The organism is Type-E symbiont of Plautia stali (assembly GCF_059731115.1).
On record NZ_AP035906.1, the window covers coordinates 244,507 to 269,269 of the forward strand.

The window sequence follows — 24,763 nt, forward strand, 5'->3', positions numbered from 1 at the left end:
GCCGCATGAAATATCAGGATTTACGAGACTTCCTCGCGTTGCTAGAGCAGCGCGGCGAGTTAAAGCGCATCACTCAGGAGATCGATCCTGAGCTGGAGATGACCGAAATTGCCGATCGCACTCTGCGTGCCGGCGGTCCGGCGCTGCTGTTTGAGAACCCGAAAGGGTACGACATGCCCGTATTGTGCAACCTGTTCGGTACTCCCAAGCGCGTGGCAATGGGCATGGGACAGGAAGAAGTCAGTGCCCTGCGCGAAGTGGGCAAGCTGCTGGCGTTTCTGAAAGAACCCGAGCCGCCAAAAGGCTTCCGCGATCTGTTCGATAAGATGCCGCAGTTCAAACAAGTGCTGAACATGCCGACTAAGCGCCTGCGCAATGCGCCGTGTCAGGAAGAAGTGTTCAGCGGTGATGATGTCGACCTGTCGCGCATTCCGGTGATGAAGTGCTGGCCGGGCGATGCCGCGCCGTTGATTACCTGGGGCTTAACCGTCACGCGTGGTCCGCATAAAGAACGTCAGAATCTGGGTATTTATCGCCAGCAGGTGATCGGCAAAAACCGCGTGATCATGCGCTGGCTGTCGCATCGCGGCGGCGCGCTGGATTTCCAGGAGTGGTGCAAAGCCCATCCGGGCGAACGCTTCCCGGTGTCCGTGGCGCTGGGTGCCGATCCGGCCACGATTCTGGGCGCCGTGACGCCAGTGCCGGATACGCTGTCGGAGTATGCCTTTGCCGGTTTGCTGCGTGGTAACAAAACCGAAGTGGTGAAGTGCCTGTCGAACGAGCTTGAAGTACCCGCCAGTGCAGAAATCGTGCTGGAAGGTTATATCGAGCCGGGCGATATGGCACCAGAGGGTCCTTACGGCGATCACACGGGCTACTACAATGAAGTAGATAGCTTCCCGGTGTTTACCGTGACGCACGTAACGCAACGCCGTAACCCGATTTATCATTCAACCTATACCGGTCGTCCACCGGATGAACCTGCGGTATTGGGTGTGGCGCTGAATGAAGTGCTGGTGCCGATTCTGATCAAGCAGTTCCCGGAAATTGTCGATTTTTACTTGCCGCCGGAAGGCTGTTCTTATCGCCTCGCGGTGGTGACGATCAAGAAGCAATATGCCGGGCATGCCAAGCGCGTAATGTTTGGCGTCTGGTCTTTCCTGCGCCAGTTTATGTATACCAAGTTTGTGATCGTATGCGATGACGACGTCAACGCACGAGACTGGAACGATGTGATTTGGGCGATCACCACGCGTATGGATCCGGCGCGCGATACCGTGATGGTGGAGAATACGCCAATTGACTATCTCGACTTCGCCTCTCCGGTTTCCGGCCTGGGCTCGAAGATGGGACTTGATGCCACCAATAAGTGGCCGGGCGAAACCACTCGCGAATGGGGCACACCGATTGTGAAAGATCCGGCGGTGACCGCGCGTATTGACGCCATTTGGGATGAGTTAGCTATCTTTGCCGAGCCGCCGCAGCGCTAAAGGCGGCAGAAAACCATAAAAAAGGGCACGTATGACGACGTTAAACTGCAGGGTGACTTCGGTCGAAGCGATTACGGATACCGTTTACCGCGTTCGTTTGATTCCGGCGGCGGATTTTACTTTTCGCGCGGGGCAATATCTGATGGTGGTGATGGATGAGCGTGATAAGCGCCCCTTCTCACTGGCTTCAACCCCGATGGAAAAAGACATCATTGAGCTGCACATTGGCGCATCTGACCTCAATCTCTACGCGATGGCGGTGATGGATCGCATCAAAAACGATCGTCAAATCACGGTGGATATGCCGCATGGCGATGCCTGGCTGCGTGAAGACAGCGATCGCCCCATTATTCTGATCGCGGGCGGCACCGGTTTCTCCTATGCACGTTCGATTCTGCTGACGGCACTGGCGCAGCAGCCAGACCGCGATATCGCCATCTACTGGGGCGGCCGGGAATTGATGCATTTGTACGATCTGGATGAGTTGAACGCGTTGGCGGTCAAGCATCCTCATCTCAAGGTGATTCCGGTGGTGGAGCAACCCGCAGAGGGTTGGGATGGACGTAGTGGCACGGTGTTGACCGCCGTGATGCAGGACTATGAAACTCTCAGCGAGCACGATATCTATATTGCGGGTCGTTTCGAGATGGCGAAGATAGCGCGCGAGCGTTTCTGCGCGGAACGTGGTGCGGTTGAAGCGCAGATGTTTGGCGATGCGTTTGCCTTTATCTGAGTAAAAAAGCCCGCCCGAAAGGGCGGGAACACGTGCATCAACGTATTAAACGCGTTCGAATACCGTCGCGATGCCCTGACCTAAGCCAATACACATGGTCGCCAGACCAAATTGCGCATCACGACGTTCCATCAGATTGAGCAGCGTCGTGCTGATACGCGCCCCTGAGCATCCGAGTGGGTGCCCCAGCGCAATCGCGCCGCCATTCAAATTCACTTTTTCATCAAGCTGATCCAGCAATCCCAAATCCTTAAGGCACGGCAGTGTCTGCGCGGCAAAGGCTTCGTTAAGCTCAAACAGATCGATATCCTGCACGCTTAATCCGGCGCGCTTCAGTGCCAGTTTGCTGGCTGGCACCGGACCGTAACCCATAATGGAAGGATCACAGCCGACCACTGCCATGCTGCGAATACGCGCACGCGGGGTCAGGCCGAGTTCGCGCGCGCGGCTTTCACTCATGATCAACATGGCAGCCGCGCCATCGGATAGTGCCGATGATGTACCCGCCGTAACGGTGCCGTTGACCGGATCAAACGCGGGACGCAGCGCAGCCAACCCTTCCAGCGTGGTATCTTCGCGAATCACTTCATCCGTTTCATAGCGTTTCAACACGCCGTCGGCATCGTGGCCATAGGTCGGCACGATTTCGCGTTTGAAATCGCCGCGTTGAGTCGCAGCCCAGGCGCGCTGATGTGAACGCAGCGCAAATGCATCCTGCTGCTCACGGGTGATGTGATGCATGCGCGCCAGCATTTCAGCGGTTAATCCCATCATGCCTGCAGCTTTTGCCACGGTGCGGCCCAAACCCGGATGGAAATCAACGCCGTGGCTCATGGGCACATGGCCCATATGTTCGACGCCGCCAATCAAACAGCTGTGCGCATCGCCCACCATAATGGCGCGTGCCGCATCGTGCAGCGCCTGCATTGACGAACCGCACAAGCGATTCACCGTGCTGGCTGGCACGCGGTGCGGAATTTCGGCCAGCAGTGCTGCGTTACGCGCAATGTTGAAGCCCTGTTCCAGCGTCTGCTGCACGCATCCCCAGATGATGTCATCCAGAGAGGCCGGATCAACGCCGGGGTTGCGGCTCAGCAATTCGCGCATCAGATGCGCCGAGAGATCTTCCGCGCGGACCTGACGAAAAGCGCCGCCTTTTGAACGGCCCATCGGTGTACGTACCGCATCAACTATGACTACCTTTTCCATATTCTTTACCTCAGGCACTTTGCAGTGTCGCTTCGTCAATCGGTTGGGCTGCGGGATACCAGCTTTGATGCTGATGCGCTTTGTGCACTAACAGTTCAGGTACCGCATACAACGGGCCGAGTGGGGTGTAGCGTTTGGCTTGATCAACCAGATTGCTAAGGCCGAGCGTATCCATATAGCGGAAGGCACCCCCTCGGAACGGAGGGAAACCGAGGCCGTACACCAGCGCCATATCGGCTTCAGCCGGTGAGGCGATAATCTTCTCTTCGAGGCAGCGCACCACTTCATTGAGCATTGGCAGCATCATGCGGTTAGCAATGTCCTCATCGCTGAACACGCGTTTCGGCTCGCAAATCGGTTCCAGCAGCGCATCAACAGCCGGATCGGTTTTCTTCTGGGTTTTGCCTTTTTTATCTTGCTCCCAGCTGTAAAAGCCCAGGCCGTTTTTCTGGCCGTAGCGTTTGGCTTCAAACAGCACATCAATCGCGTCGCGGTAATCCTTCTGCATGCGGGAAGGGAAGCCTTGCGCCATCACCTGTTGTGCGTGATGGGCGGTATCAATGCCCACCACATCCAGCAACCAGGCCGGGCCCATAGGCCAGCCGAACTGTTTCTCCATCACCTTATCGATCTGACGGAAATCAGCGCCATCGCGTAGCAGCAGGCTGAAAGCGGCAAAGTAGGGGAACAGCACACGGTTCACAAAGAAACCCGGGCAGTCATTCACCACGATCGGTGTTTTGCCCATCTTGCTGGCCCAGGCCACCACTTTACTGATGGTGGCTTCTGAGGTCTGCTCGCCACGGATTACCTCAACCAGTGGCATGCGTGGTACGGGATTAAAGAAGTGCATGCCGCAGAAGTTTTCTGGACGCTGCAGCGATTGCGCCAGCTGGCTAATCGGAATGGTCGATGTGTTGGAGGCGAGTACGGCATCATCGCGCAGATGTTGCTCGGTTTCTGCCAGCACTTTGGCCTTGATTTGCGGGTTCTCGACCACGGCCTCGACCACCACATCGGCACGTTCGAAACCGGCGTAATCCAGCGTAGGTTGAATCGTCGTGAGGACGCTCGCCAGTTTGGCCCCGTTGATCTTGCCGCGTTCCAACTGCTTGTTCAGCAAGTTACTGGCTTCTGTCATCCCCAGTGTTAACGCCTGCGGATTGATATCTTTCATTTTCACCGGCACGCCTTTCCATGCCGACTGATAAGCAATCCCACCCCCCATAATACCTGCGCCCAGCACGGCCGCTTGCTGCGGTGCACCGGCTGCACTGCTGTGTTTCTTCGCCAGGCCTTTGACATACTGATCGTTCAGGAAGATACCGACCAGCGCGCGCGCCACATCGCTTTGTGCCAGCGGCACGAATGCAGCGGTTTCCAGTTTCAATGCATCGTCACGACGTAAACCGGCTGCCGCTTCAATGGTTTTCACCGCGGTGATAGGCGCGGGATAATGCTTGCCTGCTGTTTGCATCACCATGCTTTTGGCAATGGTGAAGCTCATCGCCGCTTCAATCGGGCTTAATTTCAGTGGGGCCAGCTTAGGTGCCCGACGCGCCTGCCAGCTGCCTTGCGCAACGGCATCCTGCAACATTGTGAGTGCTGCAGCGCGTAGATTTTCGCTGCTCACGACCGCATCGACCAGGCCGAGTTGCAGGGCGCTGGTGCCATCAACATCTTTTCCTGCGGCAATGATTTCCAGTGCGCTATCAGCGCCGAGTAAACGTGGCAAGCGCACGCTGCCGCCAAACCCCGGCATGATGCCCAGTTTGGTTTCCGGTAAGCCGATGCGTGCAGCAGGTGTCGCGACGCGGAAATCTGTCGCCAGCACACACTCGCAGCCGCCGCCCAGCGCGTAGCCGTCAATCGCAGCGACAGTCGGCACCGGCAAATCTTCCAGGCGATTGAAGATGCTGTTGGCAAACGCCAGCCATTGGCTCAGCTTCTCTTCTGGCGCATCAAATAGCGACAGGAATTCGGTGATATCGGCACCGACAATGAATGCCGGTTTGGCCGAGGTGAGCAGCAGGCCACGCAACTCGGGCTGTTGCTCCAGCACGCTGAGTGCATCGCCCAATGAGGCAACTGTTTTGGTGTCGAGTTTGTTCACTGAACCGGGGGCATCGAAAATCAGCTCGGCAATGCCGTCATCAAGCCAGTGAACTGAAAGGGTATCGCCTTGGTAGAGCATGTCCGTCTCCTGAAACCGCGAAAGGTGATCTGGTCATACCAGATGAGTTGGAGTGTGGGCGGCATGTTAATTTTTTGCAAACGAGTCTTTGCTTATTTGATACGCCGATCACAGCGAGTGCAGCACGGCAACAGACTTGAGGCTGTGCTACACTGCGGCCAATTTCGCGATATCGGAGACAAGTCCATGGATTCACTGAAAACCCTGTATCACGCGCATATCAATACGCTGCAACAGCGAGCGCAACAGGTGCTGGCACGCTTTAAACTTGATGCGATGTTGATTCACTCTGGCGAGCTGTTAACCGTTTTTCTCGACGATCACGACTACCCGTTTAAGGTGAATCCGCAATTCAAGGCTTGGGTTCCTGTCACGCAAGTGCCTAACTGCTGGTTATGGATCGATGGCGTTAATAAGCCAAAGTTGTGGTTCTACTCGCCTGTGGATTACTGGCATAACGTCGAGCCATTGCCCAACAGCTTCTGGACTCAGGATGTTGAGGTGGTGGGCCTGAAAGATGCCGATGAGATTGGGCAACTGCTGCCGGCTCAGCGCGACAATGTGGCTTATATCGGACCTGTGCCCTCCCGCGCCACACAACTCGGCATCAATAGCGATCGCGTGAATCCAAAAGGCGTGATCGACTTCCTTCATTACCATCGCAGTATCAAAACGGATTACGAACTGGCCTGTATGCGCGAAGCGCAGAAGCTGGCGGTAGCAGGACATCGTGCGGCAAAAGAAGCCTTCTTCTCAGGTATGAGTGAGTTCGATATCAACCAGGCGTATCTGACGGCGACTGGCCATCGTGATACGGATGTGCCCTACGGCAATATTATCGCGCTTAACGAACATGCTGCGGTGCTGCACTACACCAGGCTCGACCATCAGCCACCGACGAAGCGCCACAGTTTCCTGATTGATGCGGGTGCGGAATACCTTGGTTACGCCGCCGACCTGACGCGCAGCTATGCAGCCCAAAGCAAATCGCGTTATGCCGAAATGGTAGAGGCGATGAATAAAGAAGAGCTGGCGCTGATTGCGACGTTGAAAGCGGGCGTGCGTTACACCGATTACCATTTGCAAATGCATCAGCGTATTGCCCGTCTATTGTTGAAGTTCGATTTGGTGAAAGGTCTGACCGAAGAGACGCTGGTGGCGGAAGACCTGACCGGTCCGTTTATGCCGCACGGTTTGGGCCATCCGCTGGGCTTGCAGGTGCATGACGTCGCAGGCTTTATGCAGGATGACAATGGCGCGCACCTGGCGGCACCATCACAGTATCCTTATCTGCGTTGTACCCGCGTGCTCGAGCCGGGCATGGTGCTGACCATCGAGCCAGGCTTCTACATTATCGATTCACTACTGGCAAAACTGCGTGGCGGTAAATACAGCCAGTACTTTGACTGGCAGGCGATCGACGCATTGAAACCGTACGGGGGTATTCGTATCGAAGACAATGTGGTGATCCATGCCAATCGCGTTGAAAACATGACGCGCGATCTGCATCTGGCCTGATGGATGCGTACGATATTCCCGCTGAGGCTGTGAGCCTCAGTGAGGAAACCATTAAGAAAAGCCGCTTTATGACTTATCTGGCGCATACCGTTGGCGTTGAGGCGGCGCGTGCTTTTGTCCAGCAGGTGAAGTTGGAACATCCTGCGGCGCGCCATCACTGCTGGGCGTGGGTTGCCGGTGCGCCGGATGATTCGCAGCAGCTGGGTTTCTCCGATGATGGTGAGCCTTCTGGCACGGCGGGAAAACCGATGCTGGCACAGCTAATGGGTAGCGGCGTCGGTGAAATTACCGCAGTGGTAGTGCGCTATTATGGCGGCATCATGCTGGGTACCGGTGGATTAGTGAAAGCGTATGGCGGCGGCGTGCAGCAGGGGCTGAAGCAACTGATGCGAGCGCGTAAAGTGCCGATGCAATCTTTTACCTTGCAATGTGATTATGCCCAGTTGAGTGATATCGAGCGTCTGTTGCAACGCTTTGACGGCATCATTGAAGAGAGCCATTATCAGGATCGTATCGCGCTACGTCTGGCGTTGCCGCATCCGCAAATTGATGGCTTTCGGCAAAACCTTTCTGATTACAGCCGGGGCGCGCTGACGCTCATCCCGCTGGACAACTAAAAGCATCTGTTTAAAGGAACAGCTGAATGCATTTTCGCGCCATTACCCGCATCGTGGGACTGTTGGTAATTTTATTCTCGGTGACGATGATCCTACCGGGGCTGGTGGCCTTAATTTATCGCGATGGCGCCGGACGCGCGTTTAGCCAGACCTTTATGATGGCGATTGTGATTGGTTCGCTGCTGTGGTGGCCTAATCGCAAAAAGAAAACCGAACTTAAACCGCGCGAAGGGTTTCTGATCGTCGTGCTGTTCTGGACGGTGCTGGGTAGTGTGGGTGCGATGCCTTTCATTTTTGCTGAACAGCCGCACCTTTCGGTTACCGATGCTTTCTTCGAATCCTTCTCTGGGCTGACCACCACGGGCGCCACTACGTTGGTGGGCCTTGATACCTTACCGAAAGCGATTTTGTTCTATCGTCAGATGCTGCAATGGCTGGGCGGTATGGGGATCATTGTATTGGCGGTGGCCATCTTGCCGATTCTGGGCGTGGGTGGCATGCAGCTTTATCGTGCTGAGATGCCGGGCCCGTTAAAAGATAACAAGATGCGTCCGCGTATTGCGGAAACGGCTAAAACGCTGTGGCTAATCTATGTCTTACTTACCGTGGCCTGTGCGGTGGCGCTGTGGCTGGCGGGCATGCCGGTGTTTGATGCCATCGGTCACAGCTTCTCGACCATCGCGATTGGTGGCTTTTCTACACATGATGCGAGTATCGGCTACTTCAACAGTCCTACCATCAATACCATCGTGGCGGTGTTCCTGCTGATCTCGGGCTGTAACTATGGCTTGCACTTCTCTTTATTGAGCGGCCGCAGCCTCAAAGTTTACTGGCGCGATCCCGAATTTCGCATGTTTATTGGCGTACAGCTGACGTTAGTGCTGATCTGTACGGTAGTGCTGTGGTTCCACAACGTCTATGCCAGCGGCTGGCAAACATTGAACCAGGCCTTTTTCCAGGTGGTGTCGATGGCAACGACTGCTGGCTTTACCACCGATAGTATTGCGCGCTGGCCATTATTCCTGCCTGTACTGTTGCTCTGTTCGGCTTTTATCGGCGGTATGGCGGGATCGACTGGCGGTGGCTTGAAGGTGATTCGTATTCTGCTGCTGTTTAAGCAGGGGTCGCGTGAGCTTAAGCGTTTGGTGCATCCGAACGCGGTCTACACCATCAAGTTGGGTAATCGCGCACTGCCGGAGCGTATCCTTGAAGCGGTATGGGGATTCTTCTCTGCTTATGCGCTGGTGTTCTTACTCAGCATGCTGGCGATTATCGCGACGGGCGTCGATGACTTCTCCGCTTTCGCTGCGGTTGCCGCGACGCTGAATAACCTCGGCCCAGGCTTAGGTGTTGTAGCGGATAACTTCACGTCTATGAATGACGTCGCTAAGTGGATTTTGATTTTAACCATGCTGTTTGGACGCCTTGAGGTGTTCACACTGCTGGTCCTGTTCACCCCGACCTTCTGGCGTGAATAAGAGAAACAGGATTATCTAATGAAAGCATTGATTCTATATTCCAGCCGTGATGGGCAAACCCGTGAGATCGCGGCGCGTATTGCACAGACGCTAGCGCCGCAGCAGCTGTGTGACGTGATTGATTTACTGGAAGTACAGCAGGTTGAGTGGTCGCAGTATGATCGCGTGCTGATTGGCGCTTCAATCCGTTACGGACATTTCCATCCGGCATTAATGAAGTTTGTTACTCAGCATAAGACTGAGCTGCATCAGCGCGTCAGTGGCTTCTTCAGCGTCAATCTTACGGCACGTAAAGCGGATAAGTGCACGCCAGCAACCAACGCCTATACGCATAAGTTCCTGGAGCAGTCACCCTGGCAGCCAGATTACTGTGCGGTGTTTGCCGGCGCGTTGCGTTATCCCCACTATCGCTGGTTTGACCGTGTCATGATTCAACTGATTATGCGTATGACGGGCGGTGAGACCGATACCTCTAAAGAAGTGGAATACACCGATTGGAATAAAGTGGCGGTTTTTGCCCAGGATTTTGTGCAGTTACCAGGCAAATCGTTGTGAAATAAAGCGTTGTGGCTAAATTTAGGTCGAACGATCATTTTTTTGCAATAAACCCTTGTCAGCTCCGAATAACTCCCTATAATGCGCCACCACTGAGACGGCAAAGCGGCAACGCAGACGGCTCAGCAGGGAGTGAAGAAATTCATCCCGCCGGAGAAAAACACTGAAAAAAGCGTTTGACTCTGAAGGAGGAAAGCGTAATATACGCCACCTCGCAACAGCAGCTTAAGGCGCTCATTGCACCGCTCTTTAACAATTTATCAGACAATCTGTGTGGGCACTCGCAGGATTGATATCAACGTCTCCGGACGTAAAAAATATCAAGTCTCACGAGTGAACACATAATGAAATTCATTATGACGTTTTACAGATGAGCATCGCTGCACTTGTTGCAGCAAATCAAACTTTAAATTGAAGAGTTTGATCATGGCTCAGATTGAACGCTGGCGGCAGGCCTAACACATGCAAGTCGAACGGTAGCACAGAGAGCTTGCTCTCGGGTGACGAGTGGCGGACGGGTGAGTAATGTCTGGGAAACTGCCCGATGGAGGGGGATAACTACTGGAAACGGTAGCTAATACCGCATAACGTCTTCGGACCAAAGTGGGGGACCTTCGGGCCTCACACCATCGGATGTGCCCAGATGGGATTAGCTAGTAGGTGGGGTAATGGCTCACCTAGGCGACGATCCCTAGCTGGTCTGAGAGGATGACCAGCCACACTGGAACTGAGACACGGTCCAGACTCCTACGGGAGGCAGCAGTGGGGAATATTGCACAATGGGCGCAAGCCTGATGCAGCCATGCCGCGTGTATGAAGAAGGCCTTCGGGTTGTAAAGTACTTTCAGCGGGGAGGAAGGCGATGGAGTTAATAGCTTCATCGATTGACGTTACCCGCAGAAGAAGCACCGGCTAACTCCGTGCCAGCAGCCGCGGTAATACGGAGGGTGCAAGCGTTAATCGGAATTACTGGGCGTAAAGCGCACGCAGGCGGTCTGTCAAGTCGGATGTGAAATCCCCGGGCTTAACCTGGGAACTGCATTCGAAACTGGCAGGCTAGAGTCTTGTAGAGGGGGGTAGAATTCCAGGTGTAGCGGTGAAATGCGTAGAGATCTGGAGGAATACCGGTGGCGAAGGCGGCCCCCTGGACAAAGACTGACGCTCAGGTGCGAAAGCGTGGGGAGCAAACAGGATTAGATACCCTGGTAGTCCACGCCGTAAACGATGTCGACTTGGAGGTTGTGCCCTTGAGGCGTGGCTTCCGGAGCTAACGCGTTAAGTCGACCGCCTGGGGAGTACGGCCGCAAGGTTAAAACTCAAATGAATTGACGGGGGCCCGCACAAGCGGTGGAGCATGTGGTTTAATTCGATGCAACGCGAAGAACCTTACCTACTCTTGACATCCAGAGAACTTAGCAGAGATGCTTTGGTGCCTTCGGGAACTCTGAGACAGGTGCTGCATGGCTGTCGTCAGCTCGTGTTGTGAAATGTTGGGTTAAGTCCCGCAACGAGCGCAACCCTTATCCTTTGTTGCCAGCGGTCCGGCCGGGAACTCAAAGGAGACTGCCAGTGATAAACTGGAGGAAGGTGGGGATGACGTCAAGTCATCATGGCCCTTACGAGTAGGGCTACACACGTGCTACAATGGCGCATACAAAGAGAAGCGACCTCGCGAGAGCAAGCGGACCTCATAAAGTGCGTCGTAGTCCGGATTGGAGTCTGCAACTCGACTCCATGAAGTCGGAATCGCTAGTAATCGTAGATCAGAATGCTACGGTGAATACGTTCCCGGGCCTTGTACACACCGCCCGTCACACCATGGGAGTGGGTTGCAAAAGAAGTAGGTAGCTTAACCTTCGGGAGGGCGCTTACCACTTTGTGATTCATGACTGGGGTGAAGTCGTAACAAGGTAACCGTAGGGGAACCTGCGGTTGGATCACCTCCTTACCTGAAGATACCTTCCTTCGAAGTGCTCACACAGATTGTCTGATAGAAAAGTAATGAGCAAGACGGCTGCGAAGTCGTGACATGTATGTGTCCCCTTCGTCTAGCGGTTAGGACTCCGCCCTTTCACGGCGGCAACAGGGGTTCGAATCCCCTAGGGGACGCCACTTGCTTGGTGACAGGTGAAAGGTGTCTCCACGAAATATCTCAAAACTGACGGTAACGTCGAGTTTGAGATATTGCTCTTTAACAATCCGGAACAAGCTGAAAATTGAAACGACACGTCGTGTTCATTCTCCGTAATAAGAATGAATAAACGATGTGTTCGAGTCTCTCAAATGCTTGCAGTCTGCAGCGTTGTAAAACGCCTGTGGGTTGTGAGGTTAAGCGACTAAGCGTACACGGTGGATGCCCTGGCAGTCAGAGGCGATGAAGGACGTGCTAATCTGCGTAAAGCGTCGGTAAGGTGATATGAACCGCTACAGCCGACGATGTCCGAATGGGGAAACCCGGTGCACTCTGTGCATCATCGCAACATGAATACATAGTGTTGCGAGGCGAACCTGGGGAACTGAAACATCTAAGTACCCAGAGGAAAAGAAATCAACCGAGATTCCCCCAGTAGCGGCGAGCGAACGGGGAGCAGCCCAGAACCTGAATCAGTTTGTGCATTAGTGGAAGCGTCTGGAAAGTCGCAGGGTACAGGGTGATACTCCCGTACACAAAAGTGCATTTACTGTGAGTTCGAAGAGTAGGGCGGGACACGTGGTATCCTGTCTGAATATGGGGGGACCATCCTCCAAGGCTAAATACTCCTGACTGACCGATAGTGAACCAGTACCGTGAGGGAAAGGCGAAAAGAACCCCGGCGAGGGGAGTGAAACAGAACCTGAAACCGTGTACGTACAAGCAGTGGGAGCCAACTTGTTTGGTGACTGCGTACCTTTTGTATAATGGGTCAGCGACTTATATTCTGTAGCAAGGTTAACCGTATAGGGGAGCCGCAGGGAAACCGAGTCTTAACTGGGCGTTAAGTTGCAGGGTATAGACCCGAAACCCGGTGATCTAGCCATGGGCAGGTTGAAGGTTGGGTAACACTAACTGGAGGACCGAACCGACTAATGTTGAAAAATTAGCGGATGACTTGTGGCTGGGGGTGAAAGGCCAATCAAACCGGGAGATAGCTGGTTCTCCCCGAAAGCTATTTAGGTAGCGCCTCGTGAACTCATCTTCGGGGGTAGAGCACTGTTTCGGCTAGGGGGCCATCCCGGCTTACCAACCCGATGCAAACTGCGAATACCGAAGAATGTTATCACGGGAGACACACGGCGGGTGCTAACGTCCGTCGTGAAGAGGGAAACAACCCAGACCGCCAGCTAAGGTCCCAAAGTCATGGTTAAGTGGGAAACGATGTGGGAAGGCACAGACAGCCAGGATGTTGGCTTAGAAGCAGCCATCATTTAAAGAAAGCGTAATAGCTCACTGGTCGAGTCGGCCTGCGCGGAAGATGTAACGGGGCTAAACCATGCACCGAAGCTGCGGCAGCGACACTATGTGTTGTTGGGTAGGGGAGCGTTCTGTAAGCCGTTGAAGGTGAACTGTGAGGTTTGCTGGAGGTATCAGAAGTGCGAATGCTGACATAAGTAACGATAAAGCGGGTGAAAAGCCCGCTCGCCGGAAGACCAAGGGTTCCTGTTCAACGTTAATCGGAGCAGGGTGAGTCGACCCCTAAGGCGAGGCTGAAAAGCGTAGTCGATGGGAAGCAGGTTAATATTCCTGCACTTGGTGTTACTGCGAAGGGGGGACGGAGAAGGCTAGGTTATCCGGGCGACGGTTGTCCCGGTTTAAGCATGTAGGCGGAGAGTTTAGGTAAATCCGGACTCTTTTTAACGCTGAGGTGTGATGACGAGCCACTACGGTGGTGAAGTAACTGATGCCCTGCTTCCAGGAAAAGCCTCTAAGCTCCAGGTAACACGAAATCGTACCCCAAACCGACACAGGTGGTCAGGTAGAGAATACCAAGGCGCTTGAGAGAACTCGGGTGAAGGAACTAGGCAAAATGGTGCCGTAACTTCGGGAGAAGGCACGCTGTCATCAGGTGAAGTCCCTCGCGGACGGAGCTGAAGGCAGTCGAAGATACCAGCTGGCTGCAACTGTTTATTAAAAACACAGCACTGTGCAAACACGAAAGTGGACGTATACGGTGTGACGCCTGCCCGGTGCCGGAAGGTTAATTGATGGGGTTATCCGTAAGGAGAAGCTCTTGATCGAAGCCCCGGTAAACGGCGGCCGTAACTATAACGGTCCTAAGGTAGCGAAATTCCTTGTCGGGTAAGTTCCGACCTGCACGAATGGCGTAATGATGGCCAGGCTGTCTCCACCCGAGACTCAGTGAAATTGAAATCGCTGTGAAGATGCAGTGTACCCGCGGCAAGACGGAAAGACCCCGTGAACCTTTACTATAGCTTGACACTGAACATTGAGCCTTGATGTGTAGGATAGGTGGGAGGCTTTGAAGCGTGGACGCCAGTCTGCGTGGAGCCAACCTTGAAATACCACCCTTTAATGTTTGATGTTCTAACGTAGACCCGTAATCCGGGTTGCGGACAGTGTCTGGTGGGTAGTTTGACTGGGGCGGTCTCCTCCCAAAGAGTAACGGAGGAGCACGAAGGTTGGCTAATCCTGGTCGGACATCAGGAGGTTAGTGCAATGGCATAAGCCAGCTTGACTGCGAGAGTGACGGCTCGAGCAGGTGCGAAAGCAGGTCATAGTGATCCGGTGGTTCTGAATGGAAGGGCCATCGCTCAACGGATAAAAGGTACTCCGGGGATAACAGGCTGATACCGCCCAAGAGTTCATATCGACGGCGGTGTTTGGCACCTCGATGTCGGCTCATCACATCCTGGGGCTGAAGTAGGTCCCAAGGGTACGGCTGTTCGCCGTTTAAAGTGGTACGCGAGCTGGGTTTAGAACGTCGTGAGACAGTTCGGTCCCTATCTGCCGTGGGCGCTGGAGAATTGAGGGGGGTTGCTCCTAGTACGAGAGGACCGGAGTGAACGCACCACTGGTGTTCGGGTTGTCATGCCAATGGCATTGCCCGGTAGCTAAGTGCGGAAAAGATAAGTGCTGAAAGCATCTAAGCACGAAACTTGCCCCGAGATGAGTTCTCCCTGACTCTCTGAGAGTCCTGAAGGGACGTTGAAGACGACGACGTTGATAGGCCGGATGTGTAAGTGCAGCGATGCATTGAGCTAACCGGTACTAATGACCCGTGAGGCTTAACCTTACAACGCCAGAGGCGTTTTTGAGAGACGCGAGTAGATTTTCAGCTTTGTTCATCCGGATAAAAGATTTAGCGATGTCCTGCGGAGTTAAGTCCGAAGGATTTTGCGCTGAGGCAAGGCGCCGACCGAGACGGAACGAAGGAGCATACTGATGTATGTGACTGAGTTACGCGAGGAAGAGCAACGCAGCATCAGCACAAAAGACACAGGACAGAGCACAGGAATTTGCCTGGCGGCTGTAGCGCGGTGGTCCCACCTGACCCCATGCCGAACTCAGAAGTGAAACGCCGTAGCGCCGATGGTAGTGTGGGGTCTCCCCATGCGAGAGTAGGGAACTGCCAGGCATTAAATAAGTGAAGAAACCCTGAACGCACGTTCAGGGTTTTTTTACGTCTGCAAATTGGCGAAATCAGGGCTAAAAGCCACGAAAACATCCCACCCGTGACTAACTGATCGGGTAAACTACGGCCAGATAAATCAGTAAAGGCCGTGAAATGTCCAGCCCCCACACTTCTCTAAAAGTTTTCAACACACTGGGTCTCGAAGTCAGTGCACAAGCGCTGTATATCGCAGACACATCCGAAGCCATCATGAGCGCATGGCAAGCAACTCAACAGGCGAATCAACCTTTCATCGTATTAGGTGAGGGCAGCAATGTGCTATTCCTGGAAGACTTTGATGGTGGCGTGATTATTAACGCCATCAAAGGTATTTCACTTGAGGAAGAGGATGAATCATGGCATTTGCATATCGGTGCAGGTGAGAACTGGCACGAGCTGGTTGAGCATACTTTAAAGAAAGGTATTACCGGCCTGGAAAATCTTGCGTTAATTCCCGGCAAGGCTGGTTCAGCGCCTATCCAGAATATTGGCGCTTATGGTATTGAATTTAAGGATATTTGCCACTACGTCGATGTGCTGCATCTACCCACACAAAAAATCAGTCGCCTGGATCGAGAAGCGTGTCAGTTTGGTTATCGTGACAGTATCTTTAAGCACGAGATGAAGGATAATCACGTTATAGTTGCTGTCGGACTTCGTTTGGCAAAGCAATGGAAGCCGGTACTGAATTACGGCGATTTAGCGAAACTGAACCCGGCCACTGTATGCGCATGGGATGTGTTCAATGCCGTCTGCCAAATGCGCCAGAGCAAATTGCCCGACCCGCGCGTAACGGGAAATGTAGGCAGTTTTTTCAAAAACCCGCTTATCACACTCAAGTTGGCTAATGAGTTATTAAAAGCATGGCCGGGGATGCCGCATTATCCGCAGGCAAATGGTGACGTGAAATTAGCGGCAGGTTGGTTGATCGATCAATGTCATCTAAAGGGATATCAGGTAGGTGGCGCTGCGGTACACCGTCACCAGGCACTGGTGTTAATCAATGAAAACCAGGCAACGCCAAAGGATATCGTTGCTTTAGCGCACGAGGTGCGAAACCACGTGGGTGAAAAATTCAATGTTTGGCTCGAGCCAGAGGTTCGCTTCATTGGTGCTCAAGGCGAACGTAACGCCGTTGAGGTCATTTCATGAAAGATAATAGTGTTCCGCTGAAATTGGTCGCGCTGCTGGCTGATGGAGAATTCCATTCAGGGGAGCAGTTGGGTGAAGCATTGGGTATGAGCCGTGCAGCCATTAATAAGCATATCCAAACCCTGAAGAGCTGGGGTCTGGATGTCTATACCGTCACAGGAAAAGGATATAGCTTGCCTGCCCCCATTCAATTGCTGAATGAAGCCGATATTCTTTCGCATCTGCATCAACCAGATTTAGATGTCATCCCTGTGATTGATTCTACCAACCAGTATCTGCTGGATAGGATGGATCAGTTGCCTTCTGGTCATGCCTGTATTGCAGAATATCAGCAAGCTGGCCGTGGCCGCCGTGGCAGAAAGTGGTTTTCTCCTTTTGGTTCTAATCTCTATCTGTCGATGTACTGGCGACTTGAGCAAGGTCCCGCTGCAGCAATGGGACTCAGCCTGGTGATTGGTATCGTGATGGCCGAGGTGATTCAGTCACTGGGTGCACCTGATGTGCGTGTCAAATGGCCCAATGATCTTTACCTGAACGATCGTAAATTGGCTGGGATTCTGGTTGAATTAACCGGCAAAACAGGCGATGCGGCGCAAATTGTCATGGGTGCAGGCGTCAATCTGGTTATGCGCTCAGAAGGAGCCTCTGAAATTAATCAGGGATGGATTAATTTGCAGGAAGCCGGTGTAGAAATTAATCGCAATGAGCTGGCTGCAAAAATCATTAACCGTCTGCGTGAAGCACTGCCGATTTTCGAGCGAGATGGATTGGCACCGTTTGTAGAGCGCTGGGATGCACTGGACAACTTTATCAATCGCCCGGTTAAGTTGCTGATTGGCGACAGAGAAGTCCATGGTATTGCACGTGGTATTGATAAGCAGGGTGGTTTATTACTGGAGCAAGAAGGTGAAGTGAAATCCTGGGTTGGTGGTGAGATTTCGCTGCGTCCTGGTAATTAATTTGAATTGACCTAAAAAAATCAAACGCCCTCGGAAAGAAGGGCGTTTAAATATCAAAAATTATTTTCTCAAGCGAACACTTTGCACGGCATGATCTGCAGATTTGGTCATAATCAGGCTGGCGCGCTCTCGGGTTGGAAGAATATTTTCATTGAGATTCAGCCAGTTAATCTCTTTCCATAACCCGCGAGCAATATTTTCCGCCTCATCTTTGGGTAGCTGAGAATAATGGTGGAAATAAGAATCTGGATCGCTGAAGGCGCCTTCGCGGAATTTTAAGAAACGATTAACATACCAACGTTCTAATAATGCTTCAGGTGCATCGACATAAATTGAGAAGTCGACAAAATCAGAAACAAATACATGATGCGGATCGTGGGGATAATCCATCCCGCTTTGAAGCACATTTAAGCCTTCCAAAATCAAAATATCAGGCTGTTGTACCACCTTATCGCCATCCGGGATCACATCATAAATAAGGTGTGAATAAACTGGCGCAGTGACCTGACTAGCACCTGATTTCAAATCGGATACAAAATTCACCAGACGATGCATATCGTAAGATTGCGGGAAGCCTTTCTTCTTCATTAGCCCCCGTTCTTTCAACACTGCATTGGGGTGTAAAAAGCCGTCAGTTGTAATCAGCTCGACTTTACGATGTTCTGGCCAGCGACTAAGCAGCGCCTGCAACACACGCGCAGTTGTACTTTTACCTACAGCAACACTGCCGGCAATACTGATGATATAGGGAATCTTTTGCCCATTAGTGCCAAGGAACTGCTCCAGCACGGCCTGACGGCGCAGATTAGAACTGATATAGAAGTTAAGCAGACGTGAGAGCGGCAAATAGATTTCAGCAACCTCTTCTAAGGAGAGATCTTCATTGATACCGCGTAGTCGTTCAATTTCGCCTTCAGCGAGCGTCATTGGCACTGAGTCGCGCAGGGCGGCCCATTGCTGACGGTCAAACTGCAAATAGGGTGTAGTGAGTGGTGTCGTTTTTTTACTCATAAGTATGCATCTGACCGCAAATCCCGGCTCATCAACATCTTGTAGCGTCTGGCATACAATGATGCGTCGAGCTCAGTTGCACGTCATAGGGGGTAAGTAACGAGAACAATGGGCTGGAGGGTAACACCAGTGTCACTTTAAAAAGAAGCAAATTGATAAACCTGAGCACGCTTTCGTAAGCGTGCCCGCATTTTTATTATTGCTTAGTCGCTTATTACAATCGATTTTGCTGTAGCGCCGCGTAAAATCTTTTCAGATTTTCCCTCGCTGACAACGTTGAGCCGTCTTCAGACAATCAATAATGCCTCCCTCTTTAACACGCCGACAGTGGCATCCCTTAACGAACAATCCCGTCTTGCATTGTGTTAGTTGAAAAAATGTTCAATCAAACCCGAACCAATAAAAAAAGTTACGCACTTTTAAATGAAAAATGGCGTTGTGCTTCTGGCGTGCGACGACCAAACCACGATAAGCATCTGTAAATCACTTAGTGCAGCGGCGTAAAAACACACTGCATTTGGACGAAAATACTGCAAATGATGAGCGGTTTGCGATGTTTTGCACAAATAGTAAGCGATAGAACAGTTTTGGCAATTTTTTTGTTGCATCCTGGGCTCGGTCTTCCCATAATGCGCTCCACTTGATGCCGGCTTAGCTCAGTTGGTAGAGCAACTGACTTGTAATCAGTAGGTCACCAGTTCGATTCCGGTAGCCGGCACCAATCAAGTAGGTGGGATTCCCGAGCGGCCAAAGGGAGCAGACTGTAAATCTGCCGTCACAGACTTCGAAGGTTCGAATCCTTCTCCCACCACCATCTCAACCACTTGGTTGAGCGTCAGATAAAATCTTTATCTGGCGGGTGAGTTCATCTCTCTCACCTTCGAATTCAGATTGCGGATTTTCGTAATCAAAGTCAGCCAGAAACTCTGGCAGGCTCGAATAATAGAAGGTCTTCTTTTATTATTCATAAGCTACAGAAAGAACAGGTAGCCGAGTTCCAGGACGCGGGCATCGTATAATGGCTATTACCTCAGCCTTCCAAGCTGATGATGCGGGTTCGATTCCCGCTGCCCGCTCCAGATGTGCTGATATGGCTCAGTTGGTAGAGCGCACCCTTGGTAAGGGTGAGGTCCCCAGTTCGACTCTGGGTATCAGCACCACTTCCTTTATCTCTCTCCTGATTCTCTCTCTGTAAACCAAACAGTCAGGCCCTGCCTGGTTGATATGATGATATCTTCGATATATCCGTGTCTTAGAGGGACTAGCGATGGCTAAAGAGCAATTTCAGCGTAACAAACTGCACGTAAACGTCGGCACCATCGGTCACGTTGACCATGGTAAAACCACTCTGACTGCAGCGATCACCACCGTTCTGGCTAAAACCTACGGCGGTAAAGCAAGCAAATTCGATGAGATCGATAAGGCGCCAGAAGAGAAAGCACGTGGTATCACCATCAACACTTCTCACGTTGAATATGAAACCCCGACTCGCCACTATGCGCACGTTGACTGCCCAGGCCACGCCGACTATGTGAAAAACATGATCACCGGTGCTGCGCAGATGGACGGTGCGATCCTGGTTGTTGCTGCGACTGATGGCCCAATGCCACAGACCCGTGAGCACATCCTGCTGGGTCGTCAGGTTGGCGTTCCTTACATCATTGTGTTCCTGAACAAGTGCGACATGGTTGATGACGAAGAGCTGCTGGAACTGGTAGAGATGGAAGTTCGCGATCTGCTGTCAGCATACGACTTCCCAGGCGACGATACTCCAATCGTACGCGGTTCTGCTCTTCAGGCACTGAACGGTGTTGCTGAGTGGGAAGAGAAGATCATTGAACTGGCTGGTCACCTGGATAACTACATCCCAGAACCAGTACGTGCAATCGACCTGCCGTTCCTGCTGCCAATTGAAGACGTATTCTCAATCTCTGGCCGTGGTACTGTTGTTACCGGTCGTGTTGAGCGCGGTATCGTGAAAGTAGGCGACGAAGTTGAAGTTGTTGGTCTGAAAGACACCGTTAAGTCTACCTGTACCGGCGTTGAAATGTTCCGCAAACTGCTGGACCAGGGTCAGGCAGGCGAGAACTGTGGTATTCTGCTGCGCGGTATTAAGCGTGAAGATATCGAGCGTGGTCAGGTTCTGGCTAAGCCGGGCACCATCAAGCCACATACCCAGTTCACTTCAGAAGTTTACGTACTGTCTAAAGATGAAGGCGGCCGTCATACTCCGTTCTTCAAAGGCTACCGTCCTCAGTTCTACTTCCGTACTACTGACGTGACCGGTGACGTTCAACTGCCAGAAGGTGTTGAGATGGTAATGCCAGGCGATAACGTAAAAATGACCGTTACCTTGATCAAGCCAATCGCTATGGATCAGGGTCTGCGTTTCGCAATCCGTGAAGGCGGCCGTACTGTTGGTGCGGGTGTTGTTGCTGAAATTATCGCTTAATTGCGATAACATTTGACGCAATGCATATGGAAAGGGCATCATTTGATGCCCTTTTTGCACGCTGTTACATAGAACCTGGCTCATCAGTGATTTTCGATCATAATCATTGCTGAGACAGGCTCTGGTTTACGGCGTCGGATACCGAGTTACGCCCAAAAGCTCATTCGGTTTGGATGCCTCGCTCTGCGGGGCAGAATTGTTTCTGAATTATTGTGGCAGGTTGGTTTATGAGTGCGAATACCGAAGCTCAAGGGAGCGGGCGCGGCCTGGAAGCGATAAAGTGGGTTGCTGTCATCGCGTTGCTGTTAGTCGCTATCGTTGGCAACTATCTCTATCGCGACATTACGCTGCCTCTGCGCGCGCTGGCTGTCGTAGTACTGATTGCTGCGGCAGGTGGCATAGCGTTGCTGACTATCAAAGGCAAAGCGACTGTGGCTTTTGCTCGTGAAGCAAGAACCGAAATGCGTAAGGTCATTTGGCCGACTCGCCAGGAAACATTGCACACCACGTTAATCGTTGCCGCGGTCACTGCCGTGATGTCACTGATTTTGTGGGGGCTGGATGGAATTCTGGTCCGTCTGGTATCGTTTATCACTGGCCTGAGGTTCTGAGATGTCTGAAGCTCCAAAAAAACGCTGGTACGTCGTTCAGGCGTTCTCCGGTTTTGAAGCCCGCGTAGCGAAGTCGCTGCAAGAGCATATCAAACTGCACAACATGGAAGAGCTGTTTGGTGAAGTCATGGTGCCGACTGAAGAAGTCGTTGAAATCCGTGGTGGCCAGCGCCGTAAAAGCGAACGTAAGTTCTTCCCTGGCTATGTGCTGGTCCAGATGGTGATGAATGACGCCAGCTGGCACTTAGTGCGTAGCGTACCACGTGTCATGGGCTTCATTGGCGGTACTTCTGACCGTCCTGCGCCGATTAGTGATAAAGAAGTCGATGCGATTATGAACCGCCTGCAGCAGGTGGGTGATAAGCCGCGTCCAAAAACGCTGTTCGAGCCAGGCGAGATGGTGCGCGTCAACGACGGTCCATTTGCCGACTTCAACGGTGTGGTCGAAGAGGTGGATTACGAAAAGAGCCGCTTGAAGGTCTCTGTTTCCATCTTTGGCCGTGCAACACCAGTCGAACTCGACTTTGCTCAGGTGGAGAAAGGTTAACCCTTTTGTTCACTTTTTAGCTCTTGCAGAAGGCGCGAAATTTACCTATAATTTCGCGCCTTTTGTTTTTATGCGCTGGTGACAGCGTGTGAATCGTAATCACGGGGAGCCTGTGTTCAGGCGCTATAACCCATTTGAGGAATTATCATGGCTAAGAAAGTACAAGCCTACGTCAAGCTGCAGGTTGCAGCTGGTATGGCGAACCCAAGTCCACCTGTTGGTCCAGCACTGGGTCAGCAGGGTGTTAACATCATGGAATTCTGTAAAGCGTTCAACGCCAAAACAGAATCTCTGGAGAAAGGCCTGCCTACTCCAGTTGTTATCACTGTATACAGCGACCGTTCTTTCACCTTCGTTACCAAAACCCCTCCGGCTGCTGTACTGCTGAAAAAAGCAGCAGGCATCAAGTCTGGTTCTGGTAAGCCGAACAAAGACAAAGTCGGTAAAGTTTCTCGTGCTCAGGTACGTGAAATCGCAGAAACTAAAGCTGCGGACATGACTGGTGCTGACGTAGAAGCGATGACTCGCTCTATCGAAGGTACTGCACGTTCCATGGGCCTGGTAGTAGAGGATTAAGAAATGGCTAAGCTGACCAAGCGCATGAGCGTAATCCGTGACAAAGTTGACGCGACCAAGCAGTACGACATCGCTGAAGCTATTGCTCTGCTGAAAGAACTGGCAACTGCTAAGTTCGTTGAAAGCGTTGACGTTGCTGTTAACCTCGGCATCGATGCACGTAAATCAGATCAGAACGTTCGCGGCGCGACTGTTCTGCCACACGGTACTGGTCGTTCAGTACGTGTTGCTGTATTTAGCCAAGGCGCAAACGCAGAAGCTGCTAAAGCAGCTGGCGCTGAGCTGGTAGGTATGGAAGATCTGGCTGACCAGATCAAAAAAGGCGAAATGAACTTTGACGTTGTTATCGCATCTCCAGATGCAATGCGCGTTGTTGGCCAGTTGGGCCAGGTTCTGGGTCCACGCGGCCTGATGCCAAACCCGAAAGTGGGTACTGTAACCCCTAACGTTGCTGAAGCAGTGAAAAACGCTAAAGCAGGTCAGGTTCGTTATCGCAACGACAAAAACGGCATCATCCACACTACCATCGGTAAAGTGGACTTCGACGCTGACAAACTGAAAGAAAACCTGGAATCTCTGCTGGTTGCGCTGAAAAAAGCGAAACCTTCACAGGCTAAAGGCGTGTACATCAAGAAAGTTAGCATCTCTACCACCATGGGCGCCGGCGTTGCCGTTGACCAGGCTGGTCTGAGCGCAGCAGCAAACTAATTGCTGCTTGAAACGGGCGAAAAATTCATCTAGAATCTTACGCCCGTTGTTCTGATTGGTCATTCAATTCAGAACCCAGATTCAAAGCCACTGATTAACAAAGCGTAATTGCCTAATTCATCAATGGCTTAGGTTGGAGCCAGGCCTTATCCTGGCCTCCGTCCAAGACCGCAGGAGCGGGATTATCTTCGGATAGCTTGCTTAATACCCTGCGTAGACGGTGACAGAACCAAAAAGAATTTTTTCTTCGCTGGATTCTGCTCACCGTGTAATAGCGCTCAGTGCCTTCGGGTAGCTGAGTGAAGTGAGTTCCGGGAAATCTTTCCCGGTCAAATCCAGGAGCAAAAGCTAATGGCATTAAATCTTCAAGGCAAACAAGCGATTGTTGCTGAAGTTAGCGAAGTAGCCAAAGGCGCGCTTTCAGCGGTTGTTGCGGATTCCCGTGGCGTTACCGTTGATAAAATGACCGAACTGCGTAAAGCAGGTCGTGAAGCTGGCGTTTACATGCGTGTTGTTCGCAACACCTTGCTGCGCCGCGTCGTTGAAGGAACTCAGTTTGAGATCCTGAAAGACACGTTTGTTGGTCCGACCCTGATTGCATACTCTTTGGAACACCCGGGCGCTGCTGCTCGTCTGTTCAAAGAGTTCGCGAAAGCGAATGCAAAATTTGAGGTCAAAGCTGCAGCCTTTGAAGGTGAGCTGATCACGGCGGCCAATATTGACCGTCTGGCAACTCTGCCGACTTACGAAGAAGCACTGGCACGTCTGATGTCGACCATGAAAGAAGCCGCTGCTGGCAAACTGGTTCGCACTCTGGCTGCTGTACGCGATGCAAAAGAAGCGGCTTAAGGCCATCTTCTTTTCCTTCGTACTTGCTAACGTATAAACTTTTTCTGTTTTTTAGGAACAATCGATATGTCTATCACCAAAGATCAAATTCTGGAAGCAGTAGCAGCTATGTCCGTAATGGAAGTAGTTGAGCTGGTTTCTGCTATGGAAGAAAAATTCGGCGTTTCTGCTGCTGCTGCTGTAGCTGTTGCTGCTGGCCCAGCTGAAGCTGCTGAAGAGAAAACTGAATTCGACGTAATTCTGAAAGCTGCTGGCGCTAACAAAGTTGCCGTAATCAAAGCAGTTCGTACTGCAACTGGTCTGGGCCTGAAAGAAGCTAAAGACCTGGTTGAAGCTACCGGTGTTATCAAAGAAGGCATCAGCAAAGATGACGCAGCTGCTCTGGAAGCACTGCTGAAAGAAGCTGGCGCTGAAGTTGAAGTTAAGTAAGAAAACCTTCGGGTTGCAGCCTGAGTAACATCAGGCTGATGGCTGGTGACTTTTTGGTCACCAGCC

General features: G+C 52.2%; 18 protein-coding genes, 5 tRNA genes and 3 rRNA genes. 23 read left to right on the forward strand and 3 right to left on the reverse strand.

Annotated features, from left to right (window positions below):
* Positions 1-5 precede the first annotated feature (5 nt).
* Positions 6-1,490, forward strand: coding sequence for a 4-hydroxy-3-polyprenylbenzoate decarboxylase (gene ubiD / locus AC6I8L_RS01100; protein ID WP_058960346.1), 1,485 nt, complete (start codon positions 6-8; stop codon positions 1,488-1,490).
* Positions 1,491-1,521: 31 nt separating this feature from the next.
* Positions 1,522-2,223 (forward strand): NAD(P)H-flavin reductase, encoded by a 702-nt coding sequence (gene fre, locus AC6I8L_RS01105; protein WP_058960345.1) that lies wholly within the window; start codon positions 1,522-1,524, stop codon positions 2,221-2,223.
* Between the two features lie 45 nt (positions 2,224-2,268).
* Here fre and fadA read toward each other — a convergent pair whose 3' ends face one another.
* Complete coding sequence (gene fadA / locus AC6I8L_RS01110) at positions 2,269-3,432, reverse strand: acetyl-CoA C-acyltransferase FadA (RefSeq protein ID WP_058960344.1); 1,164 nt, start codon at positions 3,430-3,432, stop codon at positions 2,269-2,271.
* 10 nt (positions 3,433-3,442) lie between these two features.
* On the reverse strand, positions 3,443-5,626 hold the full coding sequence (gene fadB, locus AC6I8L_RS01115) for a fatty acid oxidation complex subunit alpha FadB (protein WP_058960343.1): 2,184 nt from the start codon (positions 5,624-5,626) through the stop codon (positions 3,443-3,445).
* A 186-nt stretch (positions 5,627-5,812) separates the two neighbouring features.
* On the opposite strand from fadB, the gene pepQ reads away from it, so the two are divergent.
* The 10 genes from pepQ to birA all read left to right on the forward strand — a co-directional run bounded on the left by pepQ (position 5,813) and on the right by birA (position 17,514).
* Positions 5,813-7,144, forward strand: a complete 1,332-nt coding sequence (gene pepQ / locus AC6I8L_RS01120) for a Xaa-Pro dipeptidase (protein ID WP_058960342.1) — start codon at positions 5,813-5,815, stop codon at positions 7,142-7,144.
* Entirely contained in the window at positions 7,144-7,761 is a 618-nt protein-coding gene (locus AC6I8L_RS01125; protein WP_034827946.1) for an IMPACT family protein, read from the forward strand. Before pepQ ends, AC6I8L_RS01125 begins: the two co-directional genes overlap by 1 nt.
* Before the next feature lie 26 nt (positions 7,762-7,787).
* Complete coding sequence (gene trkH, locus AC6I8L_RS01130) at positions 7,788-9,239, forward strand: Trk system potassium transporter TrkH (RefSeq protein ID WP_034827948.1); 1,452 nt, start codon at positions 7,788-7,790, stop codon at positions 9,237-9,239.
* A gap of 18 nt (positions 9,240-9,257) precedes the next feature.
* Positions 9,258-9,794, forward strand: coding sequence for a menaquinone-dependent protoporphyrinogen IX dehydrogenase (gene hemG / locus AC6I8L_RS01135; RefSeq protein ID WP_058960341.1), 537 nt, complete (start codon positions 9,258-9,260; stop codon positions 9,792-9,794).
* 408 nt (positions 9,795-10,202) lie between these two features.
* Positions 10,203-11,742, forward strand: a 16S ribosomal RNA gene (locus tag AC6I8L_RS01140).
* A gap of 89 nt (positions 11,743-11,831) precedes the next feature.
* A tRNA-Glu gene (locus AC6I8L_RS01145) sits at positions 11,832-11,906 on the forward strand.
* Between the two features lie 214 nt (positions 11,907-12,120).
* Positions 12,121-15,025 (forward strand): 23S ribosomal RNA (locus tag AC6I8L_RS01150).
* 226 nt (positions 15,026-15,251) lie between these two features.
* Positions 15,252-15,367, forward strand: a 5S ribosomal RNA gene (gene rrf / locus AC6I8L_RS01155).
* The 16S, 23S and 5S rRNA genes sit together here with 1 tRNA gene alongside, the layout of an rRNA operon.
* Before the next feature lie 150 nt (positions 15,368-15,517).
* Positions 15,518-16,555, forward strand: a complete 1,038-nt coding sequence (gene murB, locus AC6I8L_RS01160; protein ID WP_058962193.1) for a UDP-N-acetylmuramate dehydrogenase — start codon at positions 15,518-15,520, stop codon at positions 16,553-16,555.
* Positions 16,552-17,514: a bifunctional biotin--[acetyl-CoA-carboxylase] ligase/biotin operon repressor BirA gene (gene birA / locus AC6I8L_RS01165; protein WP_034828891.1), complete on the forward strand. Its 963-nt coding sequence runs from the start codon at positions 16,552-16,554 to the stop codon at positions 17,512-17,514. The genes murB and birA overlap by 4 nt, the downstream gene beginning before the upstream one ends.
* Before the next feature lie 60 nt (positions 17,515-17,574).
* On the opposite strand, the gene coaA is transcribed toward birA, so the two are convergent.
* The gene (coaA, locus tag AC6I8L_RS01170) at positions 17,575-18,525 is read right to left on the reverse strand and encodes a type I pantothenate kinase (RefSeq protein WP_034828892.1); all 951 of its coding nucleotides are present in this window, start codon (positions 18,523-18,525) and stop codon (positions 17,575-17,577) included.
* Between the two features lie 645 nt (positions 18,526-19,170).
* Between coaA and AC6I8L_RS01175 the strand changes: the two genes are divergently transcribed.
* From AC6I8L_RS01175 to rplL, 11 genes are all read left to right on the forward strand, one after another.
* Positions 19,171-19,246: transfer RNA gene (locus tag AC6I8L_RS01175), tRNA-Thr, on the forward strand.
* A gap of 8 nt (positions 19,247-19,254) precedes the next feature.
* A tRNA-Tyr gene (locus AC6I8L_RS01180) sits at positions 19,255-19,339 on the forward strand.
* 190 nt (positions 19,340-19,529) lie between these two features.
* A tRNA-Gly gene (locus AC6I8L_RS01185) sits at positions 19,530-19,604 on the forward strand.
* A 5-nt stretch (positions 19,605-19,609) separates the two neighbouring features.
* Positions 19,610-19,685, forward strand: a tRNA-Thr gene (locus AC6I8L_RS01190).
* Between the two features lie 107 nt (positions 19,686-19,792).
* A complete protein-coding gene (tuf, locus tag AC6I8L_RS01195; protein ID WP_058962192.1) occupies positions 19,793-20,977 on the forward strand; it encodes an elongation factor Tu in 1,185 nt (394 codons plus the stop codon).
* Between the two features lie 227 nt (positions 20,978-21,204).
* Entirely contained in the window at positions 21,205-21,588 is a 384-nt protein-coding gene (secE, locus tag AC6I8L_RS01200) for a preprotein translocase subunit SecE (RefSeq protein ID WP_039381824.1), read from the forward strand.
* 1 nt (position 21,589) lies between these two features.
* Entirely contained in the window at positions 21,590-22,135 is a 546-nt protein-coding gene (gene nusG / locus AC6I8L_RS01205) for a transcription termination/antitermination protein NusG (protein WP_010616908.1), read from the forward strand.
* Between the two features lie 147 nt (positions 22,136-22,282).
* A complete protein-coding gene (gene rplK / locus AC6I8L_RS01210) occupies positions 22,283-22,711 on the forward strand; it encodes a 50S ribosomal protein L11 (RefSeq protein WP_034828899.1) in 429 nt (142 codons plus the stop codon).
* A 3-nt stretch (positions 22,712-22,714) separates the two neighbouring features.
* Positions 22,715-23,419 carry a 50S ribosomal protein L1 gene (rplA, locus tag AC6I8L_RS01215; RefSeq protein ID WP_058962191.1) on the forward strand — a complete coding sequence of 235 codons (705 nt, stop codon included), beginning with the start codon at positions 22,715-22,717 and terminating at the stop codon, positions 23,417-23,419.
* A gap of 351 nt (positions 23,420-23,770) precedes the next feature.
* Positions 23,771-24,268, forward strand: coding sequence for a 50S ribosomal protein L10 (gene rplJ, locus AC6I8L_RS01220; protein ID WP_034828904.1), 498 nt, complete (start codon positions 23,771-23,773; stop codon positions 24,266-24,268).
* A gap of 66 nt (positions 24,269-24,334) precedes the next feature.
* Positions 24,335-24,697 carry a 50S ribosomal protein L7/L12 gene (gene rplL / locus AC6I8L_RS01225; protein WP_034828906.1) on the forward strand — a complete coding sequence of 121 codons (363 nt, stop codon included), beginning with the start codon at positions 24,335-24,337 and terminating at the stop codon, positions 24,695-24,697.
* The last annotated feature ends 66 nt before the right edge of the window (positions 24,698-24,763 follow it).

Bases quoted from the DNA above. Each gene is read 5' to 3' on its own strand.
- rplL (WP_034828906.1), top strand. From the start codon at position 24,335: ATGTCTATCACCAAAGATCAAATTCTGGAAGCAGTAGCAGCTATGTCC.
- birA (WP_034828891.1), top strand. From the start codon at position 16,552: ATGAAAGATAATAGTGTTCCGCTGAAATTGGTCGCGCTGCTGGCTGAT.
- fadB (WP_058960343.1), bottom strand. From the start codon at position 5,626: ATGCTCTACCAAGGCGATACCCTTTCAGTTCACTGGCTTGATGACGGC.
- hemG (WP_058960341.1), top strand. From the start codon at position 9,258: ATGAAAGCATTGATTCTATATTCCAGCCGTGATGGGCAAACCCGTGAG.
- fadA (WP_058960344.1), bottom strand. From the start codon at position 3,432: ATGGAAAAGGTAGTCATAGTTGATGCGGTACGTACACCGATGGGCCGT.
- ubiD (WP_058960346.1), top strand. From the start codon at position 6: ATGAAATATCAGGATTTACGAGACTTCCTCGCGTTGCTAGAGCAGCGC.
- coaA (WP_034828892.1), bottom strand. From the start codon at position 18,525: ATGAGTAAAAAAACGACACCACTCACTACACCCTATTTGCAGTTTGAC.
- rplA (WP_058962191.1), top strand. From the start codon at position 22,715: ATGGCTAAGCTGACCAAGCGCATGAGCGTAATCCGTGACAAAGTTGAC.
- trkH (WP_034827948.1), top strand. From the start codon at position 7,788: ATGCATTTTCGCGCCATTACCCGCATCGTGGGACTGTTGGTAATTTTA.
- rplK (WP_034828899.1), top strand. From the start codon at position 22,283: ATGGCTAAGAAAGTACAAGCCTACGTCAAGCTGCAGGTTGCAGCTGGT.
- nusG (WP_010616908.1), top strand. From the start codon at position 21,590: ATGTCTGAAGCTCCAAAAAAACGCTGGTACGTCGTTCAGGCGTTCTCC.
- rplJ (WP_034828904.1), top strand. From the start codon at position 23,771: ATGGCATTAAATCTTCAAGGCAAACAAGCGATTGTTGCTGAAGTTAGC.
- AC6I8L_RS01125 (WP_034827946.1), top strand. From the start codon at position 7,144: ATGGATGCGTACGATATTCCCGCTGAGGCTGTGAGCCTCAGTGAGGAA.
- fre (WP_058960345.1), top strand. From the start codon at position 1,522: ATGACGACGTTAAACTGCAGGGTGACTTCGGTCGAAGCGATTACGGAT.
- pepQ (WP_058960342.1), top strand. From the start codon at position 5,813: ATGGATTCACTGAAAACCCTGTATCACGCGCATATCAATACGCTGCAA.
- tuf (WP_058962192.1), top strand. From the start codon at position 19,793: ATGGCTAAAGAGCAATTTCAGCGTAACAAACTGCACGTAAACGTCGGC.
- secE (WP_039381824.1), top strand. From the start codon at position 21,205: ATGAGTGCGAATACCGAAGCTCAAGGGAGCGGGCGCGGCCTGGAAGCG.
- murB (WP_058962193.1), top strand. From the start codon at position 15,518: ATGTCCAGCCCCCACACTTCTCTAAAAGTTTTCAACACACTGGGTCTC.